The following is a 21,964-nucleotide window of genomic DNA, read 5'->3' as shown; positions in this document are numbered from 1 at the left end:
AGATATGGGAAAGGTACTTGAGTTAAGGAGAATAACCAAAAAGTACGCCAGTGTCATCGCCAACAATGAGGTAAGCATCGAGGTAGAAGCAGGGGAGATTCGGGCGATAATCGGGGAAAACGGTGCGGGAAAAACCACTCTCGCTGAGATCATCTACGGATTAAGAAGACCGGATTCCGGCGAGATAGTGATCAACGGAAAAGGAAGAAACCACCTAACCCCCAAGGAGGCGATATCCTTGGGCATCGGACTCATTCGCCAGGAGCGAATGCTTATTCCCGGGATGAGCGTCCTCGAAAACATCGTGCTCGGAGCGGAACCGGTGAAAAGAGGTGGCGAGATCGACTGGAGAGACGCGAAAAAACGGGTAAAGGAACTCCTACCCCTTCTCGGCTTCTCCCTCGATTTAGCAAAGCCGATCTCTTCTCTAACTCCTGGGGAGAAGCAATTGGTGGAATTGATCAAGCTCCTTTTCCGAGGAGCAAGCCTTCTCATCCTGGATGAGCCCACCTCACATCTCACTCCGAACGAGGTTAGCTCCTTTTTGTCCCTGATCAAACGGCTCAAGGAGGAGGGGAAAACGGTGCTCTTCATTAGCCATCGCCTTCCTGAGGTGCTTGCGGTAGCTTCCCGGATAACGGTTATGCGGCGGGGTAAGGTGGTGGGGACCATCTCCCGGGAGGAGGCGGATGAAGAAAATCTCTCCCATATGATGATGGGCGAGTCTTTCCTCCCTCCTCTTGAGAAAGAAGAGGTTACCCCGGGGAAAGTTGTTCTCAAACTTTCTGGGGTGACGGTCACCGCTGAGGATGGACGCCTGCTCCTCGATAACATCTCCCTTACCCTGCGCGAGGGAGAGATCGTGGGAATAGCGAGTGTAGCGGGGAACGGGGAGAGGGAACTCGCTCTGAGCATCGCCGGCTTCCTGAAACCGAAAGCGGGGGAGATAAAGATAGGGAACAGGCAAGCGAACTTTCTCCCTCCAGACGAGATAAAAAGGCTTGGGGTGGCGTTCATCCCTGGGGAGCGGGACGAGGAAGGGCTTATCCTCGATTTCACCCTTGCCGAAAACCTCATCCTGGGCTATCATCGCCTCCCTCCTTACTACCGCTTCCCTCTCCTCTCCATAAGGAAAGCGTCTCAGCAACTTCTCGATCTTTCCTCCCGGTTGGGTATCGTCCCTCTGGATCTTTCTCTTCCTCTTAATCTCTTTTCCGGGGGAAACAGGGAACGGGTCATTATCGCCCGGGAGCTCTTCCACGACCCTTGTCTCATCATCGCGGAAAACCCCACCCAGGGGCTCGATATCGCTGGTGCTCGGCTGGTAAGGAACCTTCTCTTAGCCGAGCAGAAGCGGGGAGCAGGTATCCTCCTCATCTCACCCGAGGTGGAGGAGTTGATCGCCCTTTCCGATCGGATAGTGGTCTTGAGGCGAGGGCGGATCGTCTCCGAGCTCAAGCCGAGGGAGGCAACGCCGAAGCTACTGGGTAGGCTTATGACCGGAGGAGGCGGATGATCCCCCTTCTTAAGAGAGCGCGCCATCTCCTTTTTGTTCTTCTTATCGCCCTTTTTCTCTCTGGCTTCATCGTTTTTCTTTCCGGGGGAAGTCCGCGTCTTTTCTTCCTTCTTCTTTACACCGGCTCGATGGGGGATAAGGAAGTCTTCCTCTCAACCCTCATCAAGGCGACTCCGCTCATCCTCACCGGGCTTTCGGTAGCCATTGCTCTTCAGGGAGGTCTTTTCAACATCGGAGCGGAAGGTCAGCTCTACCTCGGTGGTCTCGCTTCTGCCATCGTAGGGGGGCTTGCCCCCCTACCACCCCCCATCCATCTTCCCCTCGTCCTCCTCTCCTCCTTCGCTGCAGGAGCGCTCCTCGGTTTTCTCGCTGGCTGGCTCAGAGCAAGGCGAGGGGCGCATGAAGTAATAACCACCATTATGCTCAACTACATCGTGATCTACCTGACAGGCTACTTGGTAAGGGGACCCCTCTCCGCGGGAGAGGCGATCCCGAAGACGAGGGAGATAGCCTCCTCCGCCTCTCTCCCCATCATCGCCGAGGCTGGCTCTTCTCAACTTTCCTTCGGGTTCATCATCGCCATCGTAATCGTCTTCCTCGCCTATCTTTATCTCTTCAAGACGCCCTTCGGCTATGAGGCGCGGGCAATGGGAAGAAACAGGAGGGCAGCCCAAAGGGCAGGGATCGATGTGGGGAGAAGAATGATCTCGTTGATGGCGCTTGCTGGGGGGCTTTCTGGCCTTGCCGGTGGTATCGAGGTCGCCGGTCTTCATCACACCTTTTACAGCCAGTTCTCCCCGGGCTATGGCTACGATGGGATCGCAGTAGCCCTGCTTGGGGGAAACCATCCTCTCTTCGTCCCTTTTTCCGCCCTTTTCTTTGGGGCGCTTCGCACCGCGGATAGGACCCTCCAGCTCGAAGGGGGGATCCCCCGGGATATAGTGTTGATCGTTCAGGCGTTGGTGATAATAGTAGTCTGCGCCAGGAACTGGCGCTTCTTTGCTAAGCTCATCAGGAGGAGAAAAGGTAATGAGATTGCTTCCTCTAATTGAACTTTCGTTGATCAAAGCGACCCCGCTCACTCTCGCTGCCCTCGGTGGACTCTTTTCAGAGCGGGTTGGGGTGGTGAATATCGCCCTTGAGGGAATGATGCTCGTCGGAGCCTTTGGGGCGATACTCGGCGCCTATTTCACCGGCTCGCCCATTATCGGGGTGATCATCGGTTCAGCCTTCGGGATGGCGCTTGCCCTCATCCACGGGATAACCTCGATAACCCTTAAGGGAGATCACATTGTATCCGGAGTGGCGGTGAACATCCTCGCCCTTGGAGGGACCGGTTTCCTCCTCTATCGTATCTTCGGGGTTCATGGCACCTCCCCTTCTGCCCCCAAGCTCGGTTTTATCAGGATAGGAGGTGATTTTTCCCTTTCTCCTCTATTCCTCCTCGCCCTTTTCCTCGTTTTTTCTTCCCTCTTCCTCCTCTATCGCACCCCCCTTGGCTTGAGGATGCGAGCGGTAGGTGAGGACCCTGAGGTGGCGCGCAGTTTGGGGATCGAGGTGGCCAAGCTCCGTTATTTAGGGGTGATCATCTCCGGTGTTCTTTGTGGTATTGCCGGTGGTGAGCTTTCGTTGGTGGATCTCTCCCAGTTCGTCGAGAGGATGACTGGAGGAAGGGGATTCATCGCCCTTGCCTGTCTTATCATCGCCTCCTGGCGTCCGGGACGGGTGCTTGCAGTTGCCCTCTTTTTCGGTGTTGCCGATGCCTTAGCTGACTCCCTCCAGCTCACCAACCTCCCCCTTCCCTCGGAGTTTTTCCTCTCCCTCCCTTTCATCCTCACCATCATCCTCCTCGCCGGTTTCGTCCCCGGGGTGCGTCCGCCTGCCTCGTTGGGCAAACAGATCAGGGAGGACTGAAGTGGCGATAGAGATAATCAGAGGGAAAAAGGGGTGTCTCGAGGCGGCACGGAGAAGGGGTATCGCCATAATTGTCGATGCGCTAAGGGCAAGTGCCACCATCACCTCATTCTTCTCCGGGGGTGCTTATGAGGTGATCGTAGTCTCCGAGGTGGAGGACGCCTCCCTATTGAAGGAAGAATATCCCGATGCAGTCCTCGCCGGCGAGCGAAATTTCATCAAGGTGGCTGGCTTCGACCTGGGAAATAGCCCGGCAGAGGCAGCCTCCTTTCCCCTATCGGGAAGAAGGGTGATCTTTACCTCCACATCCGGGGGAAGAAGGATAATTGAGGCGGAAGGGGCGTCATCCATCCTGGTAGGAAGCGTAATAAACGCAAGCGCAGTCGCAGGTGTTGCCTCCACCTTAGCTAAAAAGGGGAAGAAGGACATCATAATCATCCCTGCTTGCCTTTACACCGACGAAAGCTTCATCGCCGAGGAGGATATAATCGCCTCGGTGGTCATTCTAAAGGAGTTGGGGGAAGCGATCACTCCTCCCTTCGCCGATCATCTTGAACGGATCGAGAAGCTTGGCATCGAAAAACTATTTAGGGAGACGGAAAACGGAAAGAAGCTCGCCTCAATTGGATTTACCGCCGATATCGCCTACTCTTCCCAGCTGAATATCACCCGCATTGTACCTTTGGTCGTGGAATTCATCGCCCTTGATACCGGAAGGAAGGGGGCAAAACTTTCCCCAAAAAGGGGAAAGTAAACCGAATTAGGAATTTTTCTTGAAAAAATTTTACCTTCTCGGTTAAAATGTAAAAAAGCTTGAAGAGGAGAGAAAAGATGAAAAAAAGGTTTCACCTCTTGATGGTTTTAGTAGTAGGGGTTTCACTCGTTATCTCCCCGGTAGTGCTCGCTAAAACGGGGAGCTGGAAGTTTAAGCTGAAAAGGGATATCGTCTATCAGGGCAAGACCATCTCCCAGGGGATCTATACCCTCTCCTTAATCGAAGAGGAGGGGAAGCCCTATCTGGTGATAAAGAAAAAGGACGAAGTACTGGTGAAGGAGCTCGCCATCGTGGTTCAGGCGAAGAAGCGGTACCCTGCCCCCATACTGATGCAGACCACGATGACGAAGGATAACAACCCCCTGTTCCGCATCCAGCTCCTCTGGGGGGACAAGATCTACAAAGCCTTCTTCGAGTATGTGAAATAGAGGGTACATCTTCCCCACCCCCTCTTTTTACATTTGAGCGAAGAGGGGGGTTTATTTTTTTAAACCAACGCCGAGGAAAAAAGGAATTCCCGATGAAAAATGACCCAATCCTCTGCTCGTCAGCGTTCCGCGGTGAGCTCTACCCCCTTGAAAGAAGACTTAGCTCAAAACGGAAAGAGGGTGAAATCGTCTTTGGAGAACTTTGGGAAAAGCAGGTAGCTTTCCTCCCTGTTGGGGTGGGACCTGAGGTGGCGGAGAAAACGGTATCTGCCCTTCTCCCCCGGATTAAGCCTCGCCTTCTCATCCTCGCTGGTCTTGCTGGCGGGCTATCTCCGGATCTCCCTGTCGGCGAGTTGGTCTTGGTCGATGGGGGTTTCTCCCTTTCAGCTGAAGGGAACCTGAACCCTGTCTTCACCGTCCAGGGGTCGCTCATAAAGCTTGCCGAAAAGGCTCTCGTTGACAGAAACATCCCATTCACGGTAGGAAGCTCGATAACCCTTGATACCCTCCTTCTTTCCTCCGAGGAGAAGCTCTCCTTCTTCAGGAGGTTTCCCCAACTCTCCATAGTCGATATGGAGGATACCGCGGTGGCTAAAGCAGCGATGAGCTTCAACATCCCCTTTTTGATAATAAGGATCGTCTCGGACAGCGCCAAGGAGGACCTAAAGCCGGTACTTTCCCTCTACCATTCAAAGAAGGGGTTAAGCCGTGCCCTTATCTTCCTTAATCCCTTTTCCCTATTCTACCTCTTCTCCATATGGCTTCGGGGGATAAGGCTTTCCTCCCCCCTCTCTCAGGCGGTTTCCGCCATAATCTCAGCTCTTTAGAGGTCTTGTCAACTTGGAGAAAAGGGGTTAAGATAAAAAAGAAATCTGATAATGGTATCGCTTCCGCAATATAAGGGGTAGAGATATGGCAGGCCATTCTAAATGGGCGCAAATAAAACATAAAAAGGCAAAAGAGGATGCAAAGAGGGGCAAGATCTTCACCAAATTGATCCGGGAGATAACGGTAGCTGCCCGTCTCGGTGGGGGGAACCCGGACGCAAACCCCAGGCTCCGCCAGGCGATTGCGGAGGCAAAAGCGGCAAATATGCCAGCGGAGAATATCAAGCGGGCGATTATGCGGGGCACTGGAGAGCTCCCGGGAACCAGCTACACCGAGGTGGTCTATGAGGGCTACGGTCCTGGTGGGGTGGCGGTGCTCGTCCAGGCATTAACCGACAACCGCAATCGGACAACCGCTGAAGTACGCCACCTTTTCAGCAAACACGCCGGCAATTTAGGAGAAAACGGTTGCGTCTCCTGGATGTTTGAGAAGAAGGGATACATCGTGATCCCCAAGGATAAGGTGGAAAGCGAGGACAAACTTATGGAGATAGTCCTCGAAGCAGGGGCGGAAGATATGCGGGACGACGCCTCGAACTATGAGATAATCACCCCGCCTGAAAGCCTGGATCAGGTGGCAGAAGCACTCCGGACAAATGGCGTGGAGGTGGCGGTTGCCGAAGTTGCGATGCTACCCAAAAATACGGTGAAGGTAACGGGAAGCAAGGTACGCCAGCTCCTCAGCCTCCTCGAGGGGCTTGAGGAGCTCGATGATGTCCAAAAGGTGTGGGCGAATTTCGATATAGATGAGGCGGATCTGCCAAGTTGATTGTGAGGCGGTGATAAGTTGCGGATATTGGGTATAGACCCCGGCTCCCTCAAGACCGGCTATGGCATTGTGGATTTGGTAGGGGAGGAGCTTGCCTTTATCACCTGTGGGGCGATCGTCCCTCCGGCAAAAGCCTCCTTTCCCGAGAAAATCCTCCTGATAACAAGAAAGATAGAGGAACTAATATCAAAATATCAGCCGGAGGCGGTGGCACTTGAGGATCTCTTCTACGCCAAAAACGCGAAAACGGCGATAAAACTTGGCCAGGTAAGGGGAGGAATCCTTTTTGCCGTTGCGAGCTCAGGGGTTCCTCTATTCGAATATAGCCCACTCGAGGTGAAAAGCGCGGTGGTGGGCTATGGAAGGGCGGGGAAAGACCAGGTGAAGCAGATGGTAAGCGCTCTCTTATCGATCGATCCTCCGCCCTCCTCACCCGATGCCACCGATGCCTTAGCCCTCGCTATCTGCCATGCCCACTCCCTCCGTCTGAAACGGCTCATCGAGGGGGAAAGGCTATGATCGCCCGTCTTTCCGGAACCATCGCCAAGAAGGAGCCGAACCAGCTCATCCTCGATGTAGGAGGGGTGGGTTATGAGGTCCGCATTCCCCTTTCTACCTTCTACGAACTGCCGGAGGAGGGAGGAAAGGTAGCGCTTCATATCTACACCTATGTCCGCGAGGATGAACTCTCCCTTTACGGTTTCCTCACCGAGGTGGAGCGGGAGGTATTCTCCCGTCTGCTCAGCATCTCCGGAGTTGGTCCTCGAGTGGCTCTCATCATCCTCTCCGGTGTTCCTGTCCCTGAGCTACTTTCTGCGGTTCGAGATCAAGATGTGTTCCGCTTATCTGCCATACCCGGGATCGGGAGGAAGACGGCGGAACGAGTCCTCCTCGAGCTCAAGGACAAGATGCGGGACCTGGTGGAGAAAGAGGTGGGTGTCAGCACAATGAGCATTCCCTATGCCAAAACCAAAGGGGAGATAGTCTCTGCCTTGATAAACCTCGGCTACCGGCGGGGGGAAGCAGCTGAGGCGGCTGAGGCGGCGTTAAAGAAATATGGAGGGGATGCTCCCCTTGAGGCTCTGCTTCGGGAGGCGTTAAGGGTACTCGGGAGGGGAAGAATATGACCGAGGATGAAAAAAGGGAAGAAAGGGAAGAGGAGGTTACCTCGGTAGAGCCGATCGGCGACGATAAAAGCTTCGAGACCACCCTCCGTCCGAAGAGCCTCTCCGAGTTCGTGGGGCAGGAGAGGATAAAGGAAAACCTCAAGGTAGCGATCGAGGCGGCGAAAAAAAGGGGGGAACCGCTCGACCATGTGCTGATATCCGGTCCTCCGGGGCTGGGCAAAACCACCCTGGCGCACATCATCGCCAACGAACTCGGGGTGGGGATAAGGGCGACCTCTGGACCCGCCATCGAACGACAGGGAGATTTAGCCGCCATTCTCACCAACCTCTCCGAGCACGAGGTCCTCTTCATCGATGAGATTCACCGCCTAAGCCGGGTCATCGAGGAGATCCTCTACCCGGCGATGGAGGAATATCGGCTCGATCTGGTCATCGGGCAGGGACCAAGCGCCCGCACGGTGAAACTAACCCTTCCCCGATTCACCCTGGTCGGGGCAACCACCAGGACCGGGCTTCTCACCTCGCCCTTAAGGGGAAGGTTCGGCATCGTCCATCGGCTTGACTTCTATACCCCGGAGGAGCTATCCGCCATCATCCGCCGTTCGGCAAGGCTACTTAAGGTAGAGATAGAGGAAAAGGCGATAGGGGAGATAGCCAGAAGGTCTCGGGGTACCCCGAGGATAGCCAATCGCCTCTTAAGGAGGATAAGGGATTACGCCCAGGTAAGGGCGGAGGGAAGGATAACCCATAAGGTGGCACTTTCCTCCCTTGAGCTACTCCAGGTGGATAGCTACGGCTTCGATGAGATAGATAGGAGGATACTCCTGACCATAATAAAGAAGTTCAACGGGGGACCAGTGGGACTGAACACCTTGGCGGCGGCGATCGGCGAGGAGAAAGATGCCATCGAGGACATCCACGAACCGTTCCTCCTCCAGATAGGGTTCCTCGATCGCACTCCGAGGGGAAGGAAAGCCACCCCGTTAGCCTATCGTCACTTCGGCATCGACGCCCCCACCCTTGACTTCGGATCTTCTTGACCCCGAAGTCTTCAATACGCTCCCTTTACTGTTTTTAACCAAAGGTGTAAAATTTCTTGAACAAAGTATAAAAATCAGCGTATATGATTTATGAGAAGAGGGATGGGTTGAAAGAAAAGCGAGGTGGCAGATGACAGTCTTGGAGATAAGAGAGGTATCAAAGAGCTACGACCAATTCCTCGCCGTGGATCGGGTCTCCCTAACGGTGGAAGAGGGCTCCATCTACGGTTTCTTGGGACCGAATGGGGCAGGGAAGACCACCACCATCAGGATGGCATTGGACATCATCGCGCCCGATTCTGGGGAGATATTGGTCTTCGGCGAACCACTAACCGACCGGATAAAGGATCGCATCGGCTACCTTCCCGAGGAAAGAGGTCTCTACACCAAGATGAAGATAGGAGAACTCCTCTACTATCTCGCCCGGCTGAAATCTCTTCCCTCCAAAGAGGCGAAAGAGGCGGTGGACTACTGGCTTTATCGAGTGGAGCTTAGCGATTACAAGGAGAAGAAGGTGGAAGAGCTCTCGAAGGGAATGCAGCAGAAGCTTCAGTTCGTAGCCACGGTGATCAACAGGCCGGAGCTTCTAATACTCGACGAGCCATTTGCAGGCCTCGATCCGGTAAACACCAACCTGCTAAAAGACATCATCCTGGAGCTCAATCGGGAAGGGGCTACGGTCATCTTCTCCACCCATCAGATGGAGCAGGTAGAACGAATGTGTCATAACATCTTCCTTATAAATAAGGGGAAAAAGGTGCTCGACGGTCCCCTTCATGAGATAAAGAAACGCTACGGAAAGAATACGGTGGTGATGTCCTTTACCGGTAATGGTGAATTTCTCAAATCGCTTCCCGGGGTAGCGAAGGTGAACGATTACGGGAACTATGTTGAGCTTACCCTGAAAAAAGGAACCGATCCCAATGCGATCCTTAAGGAAGCGGTCTCTCGGCTCACCATTAACCGGTTTGAGCTGGTCGAGCCGTCGCTAACCGATATATTCATCGACCAGGTGAAAGGAGAGGGATGATGGAGAAGACACTTCAGATAATATGGCGAGAATACTTCGAACGGGTGAGGAGAAAGAGTTTCATCATAAGTACCCTTCTCGGTCCCATCCTTATGGCGGGATTGATCATCCTTCCTGGATACCTTACCACTATGTCGGTGGGAAAGGAACGGAAGATAGCGGTCGTCGATCTTTCAGGGAAGATCTATCAGCCCCTTTACAAGGCTCTTGACGAGAAGATAAAAGGAGGGAAAAGGAAATACCAACTCTCCCTGGTACCGGCAAGGGCAGAGGAGCTTTCTTCAGTGAAGAAATCTTTAGCCAAGGACATAGATAAAAAAAGGCTCGATGCCTATATGATTATCCCTGCGGACATAATAGAGCGGGGAAAAGCGGAATACTACGCCCGGAATGTGAGCAACATAGCCGAAATAAGAAGGATCGCCACCGCCTTGAACGAGATAGTATCGGAAGAGAGGTTGAAAAAGGAGGGCTTGGACTCGGCGAAGATCAAGAAATTGATGGCCCGGGTTGACCTCAAGACGATAAAGATAGCCAAGGGGAAGGAGAAGAAGAGCTCGTTTGCCAGTGAATACGTTGGGACGATGATCTTCGTGGTGATCCTCTATATGACCATACTAATGTACGGGGTCGCCATAATGCGAGGGATCATCGAAGAGAAATCGAACCGGGTGGTGGAGATACTCCTTTCCTCGGTCAATCCCAACCAGCTGATGATGGGGAAGGTCCTCGGCGTAGGGGCAGTGGGGCTCACCCAGTATCTGGTCTGGGGGCTTGCAGGGCTTCTCATCATCAAGTTCGGTGCTGGTTTGATCGCACCGGGCACCGCCTTAATATCGGCGACAACCATCGTTTTCTTCGTCATCTTCTTCATCCTGGGCTACTTCCTCTTTGCCACACTGTATGCCGGGATAGGCGCCCTCTGCCGAACGATGGAGGATGCGCAGCAGCTTCAGTCCCTCGTCATCGGCTTTCTCATAGTCCCGATGATAATCGCTCCCTTCTTAATCCAGAACCCAAGCACCCCAACAACCGTCGCCCTTTCCATCATTCCCTTTTTCTCCCCTATGGTTATGTTTATGAGGGTAAGCACGGTGATGCCTCCGCTCTGGCAGGTGCTTCTTTCCATCGGGCTCCTGATAGCTACCATCTTCCTTATGATAAAGCTGGTAGCCAAGATATTCCGGGTGGGGATATTGATGTACGGGAAGAGACCAAGTTTAGTTGAGGTAATCCGCTGGTTCCGCTACAGCCGTTAGAAGAAAATGATCAGAAAATATCGCATTTCTTCTTTTTAAGCCCTTGATATCGGATTAACTCCCTTCCTTCTTCCCTTAAGGAGTGTTTCAGTGTATAATTAATGGCATAATAATATTGAAATTGTTTTCTATATTACAGTTAGCTTCTCTCTCTTCTGTTATAACGGGAGCAGGCGGAAGATCCAATGTGGAAAAGGGTTTTATTCATTGTTATTGCTCCTTTTATTATCTTTCCCCTTCTTTCTCAGGGAAAGAGGATAAAGAAGTTCCCTTCTCACCCTGCTTTCTATTTCTTTACCGAAACGGAGCAGAAGATATTCTCCTCCCTCACTCTAAAGACAGAAAGGGACCGATTCCTCAAAGAATTCTGGTGGCTTCACGACCCCGATCTAACCACGGCGATAAACGAGTTTAAACTGGAAGTAGAAAAAAGGATATCCTTCGCCAACCGCTATTTCAGTAGGAAGGGACTTCCTGGATGGAAAACGGATAAAGGTCTGGTATATATCCTCCTTGGTCCCCCGAGTGAGGTGGAGAAAAACCCCAAAGCAGGGTCTAACGCTCCGAAAGAGGTGTGGATTTATCGGACTACAATTGGGGGATACAACCATCTCGCTTTTAGCTTTTTCGATCCCTCTGGCACTGGAACATTAACCCTCCCTTCCATAACAAAGAAACGGCTCCTCTCACTAAAAAATGCTTTTTCAGAGGATTTACTTTCGATCGGAAGCAAATGGCGGGGCATAAAATTAACTCATTACCCGCGAAGAGGAGTAATAAATCCATCCTTAATCAACCGAGTTTACGAAGAACGAAGGATTGCGAGCGAAATTCACATAAGCCGGTTGACCTTGCCTTTCCCTCTGCCATTGGGCAAACTTCTCTCTCCTCCTTATCAACCATCATCGGTAAAACCCTTACTTGAAAAGGCTACCTTCCAACTAAGAAGGAAACTCTCTCTAGCCCCGATCACTGTTGGCGTCTATTACCGCGATTCTCTCTATAAACTGAGGGGAAGGATGAATTACGCCACTCTCGATATTCGCCTTTTGGTGAGAGATAAAAGGGGGAAGATCAAAGCAGAGGATGGGGTAAAGATCTCCTACGGGCTTTCACTAAGGAGGTTCCGCAATTTGACGGATGAACTCCTCTATGTTCAATTCCCTCTCGTTCTCCCACCAGGGCGGTATAAGATACTTCTTTTAGTAAAAGACTGCCTTTCCAATCGATTGATATATCAGACGGAAGAAGGATTAAGTGTACCGGATTTTTCTAACGGAAAACTTGCCATAAGCAGTCTCATCCTTAGCCGGGAGGCAAAGGAGATAAAGGTGCTCAGAGAAGAAGGGGAGAGAAACGAACCATTTACTCTTTCCAACTATAGGATTGTCCCCAATCTGCGAAGGATCTTCTACTCTCGAGGTGAATTAAACCTATTCTACGAGATCTACAATCTTCGTTTAAACAAAAAAACGGGGAAGACATCCTGCCGTATCGATTACATATTTTTCCGGAATGGGAGGTTTTACTCCAAAGCACCTGCCTATTTCCTCCCCTCATCTTCCCAGAGGAACCGAAGCGTGCTCACCCGTTTTCGACTGCGCCATTTCCAACCCGGGAACTACACCCTCCAGGTGCTGGTGCAGGATAAAGTGGGTAAAAGCTCTGCTTCAGGGAGGATAGATTTCGTTATAAAATAAGGGGAAAAACGGATTGACATTCCTCGTTCCTTGTGCTACTTTTATTACTCTCAAGTTAACCTTAAAGAAAGGCTTTTATGAGTGAGGAGCTACCGCTAAAATCAAATGAACGGTTACATACCGAAGAAGGCTTTTCTCACCAAGGGTGTGGGCAGGCATCGCCAAAGGCTAACCTCCTTCGAGCTTGCCCTGAGGTCTGCGGGTATCGCCCATTGCAACCTTGTTAAGGTATCTAGCATCTTCCCACCAGGCTGTGAATTAATCTCCAAAGAAAAAGGATTAAAACTCCTAAAACCGGGACAAATCCTTTATTGTGTGATGGCAGAGAACTCCACCAACGAGCCCCATCGTTTAGTCGCTGCCTCCATAGGATTAGCGAGGCCTAAAAACAAAAACCTCTACGGCTACATATCAGAGCACCATAGCTTCGGGGAGAAGGATAGGGTGGCAAGCGACTGTGCCGAGGAGTTAGCAGCAGAGATGTTGGCAACAACCCTGGGTCTCCCCTTCGATCCGGACAAAAGCTGGGATGAAAAAAAGGAGATCTATCTCATCTCAGATAAAGTGGTTCGTACGAGAAGTATAACTCAAACCGCGGTGGGCGACAAAAATGGCCTCTGGACCACGGTAATCGCCGCCTGCATCTTCATCTGACTGAAGGAGGAGGAAATGGAGGAAAGATTCAAGCTCACTCCTACCCATCCCATCGAGGTGAAGGAGGGGGCTAATGTAGCGGATCTCTTAAGGAGAATGGAGGAGATATCGTTTCAGGGAAGAAACTTAGCTACTGCTTTTCGCGTCTGGGAGAAGATGCTTTCCGGAGAGACGACTATCTTCTTCGGCTTGGCTGGGGCAATGGTTCCTGCGGGGATGAGGCGGGTTATATCCTTCCTGGTAAAGAATAGATTTATAGATTGTCTCGTCTCAACCGGTGCCAATCTCTTCCACGACATCCACGAGACCTTGGGGCGATATCATTATCTCGGCTCACCCAATGTAGACGATGAACTCCTTCGGGAGGAGGGGATCGACCGAATCTATGATACCTTCGCCCGGGAGAAGGAATTCCTGGCTACCGATGAAGAAATAAAAACCTTCAGCGCCACCCTTCCTCAGGGAAAACCGATCACCACCAGAGAGTATTTTTATCGTCTTGGGGAGTACCTTGCGAAAAAAGGCGTGGAGGAAGGGATTGTTCGTTCCGCATACGAGGCGGGGGTTCCCATCTACTGCCCTGCCATCGGTGATTCCTCAATCGGGATAGAGATCGCTCTAAACCGCTTCCGGGGAACGCTCGATGTCGTATTCGATGTGATAAGGGATGTGGTGGAGACGGCGGAGATAGCCAAGAATTCGAAGGAAACAGGGGTGATCTATATCGGCGGAGGCACGCCGAAGAACTTCATCCAACAGACCGAGGTAACCGCAAATTATATGGGCGATGGACCAACCCCGGGCCATAAATACGCCGTTCAGATAGTAGCTGACCCACCCCATTGGGGAGGGCTCTCCGGTTGCACCTTCTCCGAAGCGGTCAGCTGGGGAAAAATAGCTAAGGACGCGGACAAGGTATCGGTCTACTGTGACGGAACCATCGCTCTTCCCATCATCGCCCACGCATTGGCAACGGCCCATCCCGAAAACAGGAAGAAGAGAAATTTCCCCAGATTCGAGTTCGGAATGAAGACGAAGGTCGTTTACAATAATGGCTGAGCTCTCTTTTCTCCCGGGAAATTTCGCCGCCCTTCCTCGGGAGCTTTCCGATTATCAGCGTTCCCGGGTGGTGATCTTTCCCATACCCTACGAATTCACCTCATCCTACCTTCCGGGTTCAAGATTTGCTCCAAGGGAGATAATTGAAGCTTCCCGGTTTATGGAGCTCTACGATGAGGAGCTCGAGAAGACTCCCGCTGATGTCGGTATCCACACCCTCCCTGAAGCGGAGCCGATAGCCGAGGGTCCAAGGGCAATGATCGAGGCGGTATACAAAAGAGCGCAGACGCTTCTTTCCGATGGGAAGTTTGTGGTAGGACTCGGCGGGGAACATTCCATATCCTACCCCCTGATCCGCGCCCATAACGAGGTATATGCTGAGCTCTCCGTCCTCCAGCTCGATGCTCACGCCGATCTCAGGGATAGGTATTACGATACCCCCTTCAGTCACGCTTCGGTGATGCGTCGGGTGGTAGAGCTATGTCCCCTGGTTCAGGTAGGGATAAGAAGCCTTTCCTCTGAAGAAGCGAAGGCACTCCCCAAGTTAAACACCAGGGTCTTCTGGGCAAAGGATATAGTGGGCGCAAGGAAAGAGGATTGGGTGGAAGAAGTGGTAGAAAGCCTCAAGGATAAGGTCTATATCACCATAGATGCCGATTGCTTCGATCCTGGGGTGATCCCAGCTGTCTCTTCCCCTGAGCCTGGAGGGCTTTCCTGGTACGAGGTCCTCCTCCTCCTCCGCAAGGTAGCGGAAAGAAAAAGGATCGTCGGCTTCGACTTCGTGGAATTAAACCCAAGGGGAGAGTCTACCGCCTCTTCAAGCTTTACCGCAGCAAGGCTCATCTACAAACTTATCGGTTATTCCTTCTTCTTAGGAGAGAGCTGAGAGGGAAAAGGAGCCTTCCCCTTTTTCCTTATAGTAGGAAGACCAGTTTCAGCAGCGATAAATATCCATTCGTTGTAGTGATTCTTCCCCTTATATATCCGCACCGAACGCTTCTTCGATCTGCTCGCCACTCCGATGATGCCTTTGCTCTGTAATGGCGATTTATCCTCGGCTCCCCGGATCAGCCCGGTGGGAGTGTAATAGATGACATCCCACTTCCCATCCTTGGTCATCGGGTCGGGATAAAGGCGACGGAGTGCTTTAGAGGATACAAGCTCATCGAGGGTGAAGGGTAACCTCCCATTCTTCCGCCAAAAGCGGACTATCGCCTTCCTATACGCCTCTCCCCGGAAGATAAGCTCTTCCTCCCGCTCCCGGGTAATGATCCTGCTCCACAGGGGCAAAGCTACCGCCACGAGGACACATATCACCCCTACGATGACCATCAAAGCAGCTAAAGTATAGCCTTTTTCTTTCTCCATCGTAATTAAGAGGTTAGCTCATCTCTCTTTTCTTGTCAACCAACTCCCTCTTTACCCCGAAGGTGGTTTGTGCTATAACATTCCTCTAACTTAATTATTAATCCAAACAAGGAGAGAAAGATGAAAAGGGTATCTCTTCTTTCCGCTTTTCTCCTTATTCTCCTTCCCTTTTCCCTCATCGGGTTTCAGGGAAAACTGATCGAGGGGGAGCTGTGGAAGAAGATAGCCGAGGAGTACTCAGGTGAGCTCGCCAAATACCATGTGCTCAACATAAGCCTCTACCACCGCATCCGAGGGGGAGGACCGGAGTACGATGCCGCCGTCAATTATGTCGTCGCCCGGGCTAAGGAGTATGGGCTTGAGGAGGTAAAGGTAGAGTACTTCTTAGCCGATGGCTACAAGACCTACCTCCGCTGGCGCTCTCCGGTCGGTTGGCGGGTTAAAGGGGCGGAGTTCAGAATGGTGAAACCTTATGAGAAGCTACTTTGTCGCTTCTCCGACATCGCGGTCTCCCTAATGCCTTACAGCAACAAGGCGGATGTGACCGCTGAACTCATCGATGTGGGCAGGGGGACATCACCCTCCGACTATGAGGGAAAGGATGTGAAGGGGAAGATCGTCCTCGCCACCGGTCCTGGGGGGACTGTCCATCGAGAGGCGGTGATAAGGCGGGGAGCGGTAGGGGTGGTCTGTGCTCCCTCGGGAAGGGAGGATAGGCTGACCTTCCCCGATCTCTTCGAGATGCACCGGCTTATGCCAAAAGGCGAGGAGCGAGCGAAAGCGGGCTTTGGCTTCGCCCTTTCGGAAAGGGAAGCGCGGGAGATAAGGAGACTCCTCGCCTCCGGCAAAAGAGTAGTCCTTCACGCCAAGGTAGATGCCGAGCTATTCGATGGGAAGATGCCTGTAGTAACCGGAATCATCAAAGGAAGGGAGCTTCCCGATAAAGAGGTGATAGTGATAGGTCATCTCGACCACTACCGCCCCGGGGCAAACGATAACGCCTCTGGCTCAGCCTCGATGCTTGAGGTCGCCCGGACCCTGATCGCCTTAATCAATAGGGGCGAGATAGAAAGACCGAGAAGGACGATCCGCTTCCTCTGGGTGCCCGAATACCACGGCACAATGGCTTATCTGGCAAAACATCCGGAGTTTGGCAAGAAGGGGATAGCGGGGCTCAACCTCGATATGGTGGGGGAGGATCTGGGAAAAACGGGTTCCATCCTCGTCCTCACCGAAACGCCTTTCTCCGCACCGAGCTATGTAAACGATGTGGTAGCTTACGCCTTTTCCCTGGCTGATGCTACTTCCCTCTTTTCCCCTCGTGGTTCAAGGCTACCGATGAATTATCGTATCTCGGAATACTACGGCGGAAGTGACCACGAGCCCCTATCCGATCCCACTATCGGCGTTCCCACGGTGATGCTGGGGCATGCCCGGGATCCCTTCCATCATTCAAGTATGGATACCGTGGAGATGGTGGACCCAACCGAGCTCAAACGGGTAGGAGCTGCCTCCACCTTATCCGCCTACTTCATAGCGAACGCTGGCGACACCGAGGCACTCGCCCTCGCCCATTACATAAGTGAGCAGGGAGCAGCCCGCCTCGCCAAAGCAACCGGTGAGGCGATAACGGAGCTATTTACCGCGGGAAGGAAAAAGCCATCACCTGAGGAGCTGGCGAGGATCTACCACCAGCTTGTAAATCGGATCGAATTTAGAGGGATGAAGGAGGAGGAAACGATAAAATCTGCCTCCACTCTCACCTGCTCAGAAAGAGCGAGGATGATGGTGGAGAAGATAATCCCCACCTTCCACCTCTGGGTAGGGTGGCAGAAGGAACGGCTCGATACCGCCTATCGCACCGTATGCGTACTGAATAATATAAAAACGGCGAGATACACCTCAACCAAAGAGGAAAAGGAGGCGAAAAGGATAATCCCGGTAAGGCTATTCCGCGGTCCCCTTCCCTACTACTTCCTCGAGGAAAATCTCCCTCCTGAAGAATACCGCTTCTATCGGGAATACCGGATGAAAGACGGGAAGATGAGCGCCAAGATGTATGAGATACTGAACTTCATAAACGGGAAACGGAGTCTCCTCTTCATAAGAAACGCCGTCTCTGCCGAGTTCGGGGAGACCGATATCTCCTTCGTCAAGCGTTTTCTCACCGATTTGGCGAAGTTGAAACTCGTGAAGCTCAAAACTAAATAAAATACATCTTTTAGAAAAAGGTATATTTTGTTTGAAAAAAGGAGGAGAAAATTATATACTGCTATTTGACTGTGGGAAACAAAAAGGAGATTAAGATAATGAAGAGAGTGTATTTTTTCCTTTTTCTTTTTGTTATCTTGCTTCTCATCTCCTGCAAGCAAAGCTCTCCTTCTGCTCCTACTACCAGCACTACTACCAGCACCTCTACGACCACAACCAGCAGTAGCACCAGTAGTGTGGTCGAAAAGCCGGTGGTAATAAGGGAGACGGGAGAGGGGTTCGACACCATCCAGGAGGCGATAGATGCAGCAAGTGAAGGGCAACATATCGATGTATCAGTGGGTACATATCAGGAGAGGATAACGGTGGACAAACAGCTCTATCTTGTCGGTGAGGAGAGGAACACCACCATCATCGATGGGAAGAAAGAGGGGACGGTGGTTACCTTTACCACGGATGCGGATGGCTCCGACATCCGGGGGTTCACCATCAAGAATGGCATCGGCTCTGGCGCTAGTGGTATTTACTCCCAAGCCTCCACCCTCACCATTGGGCGGAATGTGATCAAAGACAACAATTATGGAATACAGACCTACTCTGGGGGAGAGATCTCGGGGGTTTTGATTGAGAACAACAGTTCCATAGGGCTGTACCTCCGCTCAGGGGCATCGCCATTAGTAACTGAGGTTACTTCTCAAAACAACTTTGCCGGGATAGACTGTTCTGGCGCTTCCCCCAGAATCCAGGGTTGCATAATAAGAAATAACACAGATAGAGGAATATCCTGCCACGGCTCCGCCAACCCCGATGTCGGTGGTGGTTCTCAGGGAAGCATAGGGCATAACACCATCCAGGGAAGTAATAATAACCGCGATTTCTACAATGGTACTGCAAATACAATCAAGGCGGAGAACAACCGCTGGGATCATGCCACCGCCTCGGAAATAGACAGCCAGGACATATATGACGATGACGAAGACCCAGCCCATGGTGCGGTTGACTTTCAGCCATTCCTTACCACCACTTCATTCGTCTCCCTCAGGATGAAGCCGAGATTGCTCTCCATCTCTTCCCTGTTTGGAAACTTCTTCCGCTCCCTATTCCGGGGGGATCTTCCTGTTTCGGCGATCTATCTCTCCCGCTCGTTTGAGCCAAAGATCAGGCATCTACAATCTGAGCTCCTATTAGCCCGGTATCGCCCGTTCACCGACGAACGCTATTATCCACCGCTTAGGATGAGGGTCAAATAAAAAGGGATTTAACGGGGTAAATTATCAAGGCTCCCACCAGAATTTGCGGCGTACCGGATCGTAGCTCATACTGAACTGAGGACCAACGATCAGGTCCACCCAAGGGGAACCGGTGCCGAAACAATTGACCTGGGCGGAAAAAGGAAATCTCATTTTACCCACCTTTATCTCTGGGGGCTTTTTGAGGGAAGCAAGAGAGAAGCGTTCTGAAAACCCTTCTGAATGATCATAGATAAAGAGAAGGGAAAGTCCGTTCTTCCCTTTTTTCGTTTTAGAAAACTGAAAGCGGGCAAAATGCCAAGCAGGGGGAAGGGGAAGCAGTACTTCCCTCTTCTCTTTTTTCTTTTCCCTCGCCTGAGCAAGGGAAAACAGGGATACGAAAACGAACAGAAGCACGAAGAATAGAACAACTCCCCTTTTGTGCATCGCCCTTCTGTTTTAATTTTATAACAGAGAGAAAGGGAGTTCAATGGGGATGCTTCCCTCTTTGACATCGGGATAGTCTTTATGCTACAACTACTTCTTAGGAAGATTGGGGATGAGCAAAAAGGAAACCGGCTGGATAGGAACCGATGAATCGGGAAAGGGGGATTACTTCGGACCCCTGGTCGCTGCTGCTGTTTATCTCACCTCCGAGCTCGCGGAGCAACTCTCCTCAGCTGGAGTAAAGGATTCAAAGAGGCTCTCCGATTCCCGAGCGTTATCCCTCGCCTCACTCATAAAAAAGAGAGCTCCTTATTCGGTGGTAGCGATAGGTCCTAAGAGGTACAACGAGCTCTACCAGAGATTCAAAAATCTAAACCGCTTACTTGCCTGGGCTCATGCCCGGGCGATAGAGAACATCCTTGAGAAGATCCCCGCGGAACGGGCGGTAAGTGACCAGTTTGGGGATGTGAGCTACATCGAATCCGCCCTCCTGACAAAGGGGAGGAACATCCATTTAGAACAGAGACATAAGGCGGAGGAAGACATCGCAGTAGCGGCAGCCTCTATCCTCGCCCGGGCAGAGTTCATAAGGAGACTTTCCTCCCTTGGCGAAAAATACGATATTGAGCTACCAAAAGGGGCTTCAGGGAAGGTGGTAGAGGCGGGGAAGGAATTCCTAAAGAAATATGGGAAAAAGGAGCTCTCCGAGGTAGCGAAATTACACTTCAAGATCACCGAAGCCATCTTAAAGGACGAAGAATGAAGAAGATAAGGGTCGGGGTCATATTCGGTGGGAAAAGCGGGGAGCACGAGGTATCGCTTGTCTCTGCCTCCTCCATCATAAACGCCATCGACAAAAGAAAATACGAGGTGGTGGAGATAGGCATCACCAAGGATGGACGATGGGTGGTAGAGGGAAAACCTCTGGCTGATTTAAAGGGAGGAACACCGAAGAACCCCACATCTTTCCCCCCGGAGGTCCTTCTATCGCTTGATGTCGCCTTCCCGGTACTACATGGTCCCTTTGGGGAAGATGGGACGATCCAGGGGCTTTTTGAGATGCTCAATCTCCCCTATGTCGGTGCCGGAGTGCTTGCCTCGGCAATAGCGATGGACAAGGCAACGGCAAAAAGGCTCTTCCGCGACGCCGGGCTCCCGGTGGTACCCCACATCGTCTTATCCCGTTCCCGGTGGGAGGAGGAACTCGATAGGGCTCTTGACGAGATAGAGGGAGCACTCGGTTATCCTTGCTTTGTCAAGCCGTCGGCGCTCGGCTCGAGCGTCGGCATCACCAAGGTGAAAACGCGTGGTGATCTTGCCCCGGCGATAAAGCTCGCCTTTGAGTTCGACTTCAAGGTTTTGATCGAGAAGGGGATACCGGCACGGGAGATAGAGTGCTCTGTCCTGGGGAACGAGGAGTTGATAGTCTCCCCTCCCGGAGAGGTGATCCCAGAAAGGGAGTTTTACGATTACTACGATAAATATATCGGGGGAAAGACGAAGTTCGAGATCCCTGCTAAACTACCCAAAGAGAAGATAGAAGAGGTGCGGAAGATCGCAAGAACTGCCTATAAGCTGATAGACTGCGCTGGGCTCGCCCGGGTGGATTTCCTCCTCGATAAGGAAAATGGCAAACTCTACCTAAGCGAGCTGAATACGATGCCCGGCTTCACTGAGATAAGTATGTACCCGAAGCTCCTCGCCCTAAGCGGTATCCCTTACCCCGAACTGATCGATCGGCTGATCACCTTGGGGATCGAGCGCTACAATATGAGAAAGAGATTGAGATATACCATCACTCCACCTGAGGACTGGTATCGTAAGAGATGACCTAAAAATGGAAAAGAAAAACATCCTAATTACCGGTCCACCCAGGGTAGGAAAAACCACCTTGGTGAAGAAGATCCTTGAGCTCATCCCGGAGATTCGGGCAAAAGGGTTCCTCTCGCAGGAGACAAAGGAGGGAGGGGAAAGGGTTGGTTTTTCCCTCACCACCCTTGACGGTAGAGAGGGGGTACTCGCCCATATCAACCTGAAAAGCGGTCCCCGGGTAGCCCGCTATCGAGTAAACATTAAGGATATTGAAGAGATCGCCGCCCCTTCTATTTCGCCCGAGGAGGGGATAGAACTCATCGTGATAGATGAAATAGCTAAGATGGAGTGTTTCTCTTCCGCCTTCAGGAGCGAGGTGATAAGGGCACTCGATTCGGAGATCCCCGTTCTTGCCACCATCCAGATAAGTCGCCATCCTTTTCTCAACTGGGTAAGGGGAAGGGATGATGTGGTGATCTATAAGGTCTCTCCAGGAAACCGGGATGAGCTTCCCACCTCCATTTCTGAGAGGGTGAAGGCTCTTATCTTGAAGTAGTTTTACTATCTTCATTCAATGCTTTTGATCTTGTGTTCTTCTGTTGTTTTGGTTCCCCCTATTTTGAAAAAATTTTTCTCAAAATAATAAAAAATTAAAAAAATTATCTTGACAATAGGGAAATCCTGCCCTATCATAAAAAACGAGGGGAAAAGAAAATGGAAAAAAGAAGAACCCCTATCC

The 21,964-nt window shown here is 51.7% G+C and carries 23 protein-coding genes; 21 read left to right on the top strand and 2 right to left on the bottom strand.

Features of this window, described 5'->3' with window-relative positions; all coding sequences use genetic code 11:
- The first annotated feature begins 4 nt into the window (after positions 1 to 4).
- The 16 genes from J7L64_05830 (at position 5) to speB (ending at position 15,044) form a co-directional block, all read left to right on the top strand.
- Entirely contained in the window at positions 5 to 1,516 is a 1,512-nt protein-coding gene (locus J7L64_05830) for an ABC transporter ATP-binding protein (protein MCD6451863.1), read from the top strand.
- Complete coding sequence (locus J7L64_05825; protein MCD6451862.1) at positions 1,513 to 2,568, top strand: ABC transporter permease; 1,056 nt, start codon at positions 1,513 to 1,515, stop codon at positions 2,566 to 2,568. Before J7L64_05830 ends, J7L64_05825 begins: the two co-directional genes overlap by 4 nt.
- A complete protein-coding gene (locus J7L64_05820) occupies positions 2,546 to 3,430 on the top strand; it encodes an ABC transporter permease (GenBank protein MCD6451861.1) in 885 nt (294 codons plus the stop codon). The genes J7L64_05825 and J7L64_05820 overlap by 23 nt, the downstream gene beginning before the upstream one ends.
- A 1-nt stretch (position 3,431) precedes the next feature.
- Entirely contained in the window at positions 3,432 to 4,184 is a 753-nt protein-coding gene (locus J7L64_05815) for a 2-phosphosulfolactate phosphatase (protein MCD6451860.1), read from the top strand.
- Positions 4,185 to 4,261: 77 nt separating this feature from the next.
- On the top strand, positions 4,262 to 4,633 hold the full coding sequence (locus J7L64_05810) for a hypothetical protein (protein MCD6451859.1): 372 nt from the start codon (positions 4,262 to 4,264) through the stop codon (positions 4,631 to 4,633).
- 92 nt (positions 4,634 to 4,725) lie between these two features.
- Positions 4,726 to 5,460, top strand: a complete 735-nt coding sequence (locus tag J7L64_05805) for a hypothetical protein (GenBank protein ID MCD6451858.1) — start codon at positions 4,726 to 4,728, stop codon at positions 5,458 to 5,460.
- An 85-nt stretch (positions 5,461 to 5,545) separates the two neighbouring features.
- Positions 5,546 to 6,289 carry a YebC/PmpR family DNA-binding transcriptional regulator gene (locus tag J7L64_05800; protein ID MCD6451857.1) on the top strand — a complete coding sequence of 248 codons (744 nt, stop codon included), beginning with the start codon at positions 5,546 to 5,548 and terminating at the stop codon, positions 6,287 to 6,289.
- Positions 6,290 to 6,307: 18 nt separating this feature from the next.
- Positions 6,308 to 6,808: a crossover junction endodeoxyribonuclease RuvC gene (ruvC, locus tag J7L64_05795; GenBank protein MCD6451856.1), complete on the top strand. Its 501-nt coding sequence runs from the start codon at positions 6,308 to 6,310 to the stop codon at positions 6,806 to 6,808.
- Complete coding sequence (ruvA, locus tag J7L64_05790; protein ID MCD6451855.1) at positions 6,805 to 7,416, top strand: Holliday junction branch migration protein RuvA; 612 nt, start codon at positions 6,805 to 6,807, stop codon at positions 7,414 to 7,416. Before ruvC ends, ruvA begins: the two co-directional genes overlap by 4 nt.
- Complete coding sequence (gene ruvB / locus J7L64_05785) at positions 7,413 to 8,456, top strand: Holliday junction branch migration DNA helicase RuvB (GenBank protein ID MCD6451854.1); 1,044 nt, start codon at positions 7,413 to 7,415, stop codon at positions 8,454 to 8,456. The genes ruvA and ruvB overlap by 4 nt, the downstream gene beginning before the upstream one ends.
- A gap of 130 nt (positions 8,457 to 8,586) precedes the next feature.
- A complete protein-coding gene (locus J7L64_05780; GenBank protein MCD6451853.1) occupies positions 8,587 to 9,486 on the top strand; it encodes an ATP-binding cassette domain-containing protein in 900 nt (299 codons plus the stop codon).
- Entirely contained in the window at positions 9,483 to 10,745 is a 1,263-nt protein-coding gene (locus tag J7L64_05775; GenBank protein MCD6451852.1) for an ABC transporter permease, read from the top strand. Before J7L64_05780 ends, J7L64_05775 begins: the two co-directional genes overlap by 4 nt.
- Before the next feature lie 185 nt (positions 10,746 to 10,930).
- The gene (locus J7L64_05770; protein MCD6451851.1) at positions 10,931 to 12,445 is read left to right on the top strand and encodes a GWxTD domain-containing protein; all 1,515 of its coding nucleotides are present in this window, start codon (positions 10,931 to 10,933) and stop codon (positions 12,443 to 12,445) included.
- 105 nt (positions 12,446 to 12,550) lie between these two features.
- Positions 12,551 to 13,099 carry an arginine decarboxylase, pyruvoyl-dependent gene (locus tag J7L64_05765; GenBank protein ID MCD6451850.1) on the top strand — a complete coding sequence of 183 codons (549 nt, stop codon included), beginning with the start codon at positions 12,551 to 12,553 and terminating at the stop codon, positions 13,097 to 13,099.
- A gap of 15 nt (positions 13,100 to 13,114) precedes the next feature.
- Positions 13,115 to 14,158 carry a deoxyhypusine synthase gene (locus tag J7L64_05760; protein MCD6451849.1) on the top strand — a complete coding sequence of 348 codons (1,044 nt, stop codon included), beginning with the start codon at positions 13,115 to 13,117 and terminating at the stop codon, positions 14,156 to 14,158.
- Complete coding sequence (gene speB, locus J7L64_05755; protein MCD6451848.1) at positions 14,151 to 15,044, top strand: agmatinase; 894 nt, start codon at positions 14,151 to 14,153, stop codon at positions 15,042 to 15,044. Before J7L64_05760 ends, speB begins: the two co-directional genes overlap by 8 nt.
- Here speB and J7L64_05750 read toward each other — a convergent pair.
- On the bottom strand, positions 15,017 to 15,526 hold the full coding sequence (locus J7L64_05750) for a type II secretion system protein (GenBank protein MCD6451847.1): 510 nt from the start codon (positions 15,524 to 15,526) through the stop codon (positions 15,017 to 15,019). The genes speB and J7L64_05750 overlap by 28 nt on opposite strands.
- 120 nt (positions 15,527 to 15,646) lie before the next feature.
- Between J7L64_05750 and J7L64_05745 the strand changes: the two genes are divergently transcribed.
- Positions 15,647 to 17,737 carry a DUF4910 domain-containing protein gene (locus J7L64_05745; GenBank protein MCD6451846.1) on the top strand — a complete coding sequence of 697 codons (2,091 nt, stop codon included), beginning with the start codon at positions 15,647 to 15,649 and terminating at the stop codon, positions 17,735 to 17,737.
- A 98-nt stretch (positions 17,738 to 17,835) separates the two neighbouring features.
- Complete coding sequence (locus tag J7L64_05740; protein MCD6451845.1) at positions 17,836 to 18,987, top strand: DUF1565 domain-containing protein; 1,152 nt, start codon at positions 17,836 to 17,838, stop codon at positions 18,985 to 18,987.
- A 24-nt stretch (positions 18,988 to 19,011) separates the two neighbouring features.
- Here the strand turns inward: J7L64_05740 and J7L64_05735 are convergent, their stop codons facing one another.
- Complete coding sequence (locus J7L64_05735; protein MCD6451844.1) at positions 19,012 to 19,413, bottom strand: hypothetical protein; 402 nt, start codon at positions 19,411 to 19,413, stop codon at positions 19,012 to 19,014.
- A 112-nt stretch (positions 19,414 to 19,525) separates the two neighbouring features.
- Here J7L64_05735 and rnhC point away from each other — a divergent pair, with 112 nt between their 5' ends.
- The 3 genes from rnhC to J7L64_05720 are packed head-to-tail and all read left to right on the top strand — an operon-like array spanning position 19,526 to position 21,781.
- Complete coding sequence (gene rnhC / locus J7L64_05730) at positions 19,526 to 20,176, top strand: ribonuclease HIII (protein ID MCD6451843.1); 651 nt, start codon at positions 19,526 to 19,528, stop codon at positions 20,174 to 20,176.
- A complete protein-coding gene (locus tag J7L64_05725) occupies positions 20,173 to 21,243 on the top strand; it encodes a D-alanine--D-alanine ligase (protein ID MCD6451842.1) in 1,071 nt (356 codons plus the stop codon). The genes rnhC and J7L64_05725 overlap by 4 nt, the downstream gene beginning before the upstream one ends.
- Positions 21,244 to 21,250: 7 nt before the next feature.
- The gene (locus J7L64_05720; GenBank protein ID MCD6451841.1) at positions 21,251 to 21,781 is read left to right on the top strand and encodes an NTPase; all 531 of its coding nucleotides are present in this window, start codon (positions 21,251 to 21,253) and stop codon (positions 21,779 to 21,781) included.
- The last annotated feature ends 183 nt before the right edge of the window (positions 21,782 to 21,964 follow it).

The sequence above is a fragment of the Acidobacteriota bacterium genome (genome assembly GCA_021161905.1).
GTDB lineage: Bacteria > Acidobacteriota > B3-B38 > Guanabaribacteriales > JAGGZT01 > JAGGZT01.
Note: the sequence above shows the minus strand (reverse complement) of the source record. Positions and strands in the feature narration are given on the sequence as shown.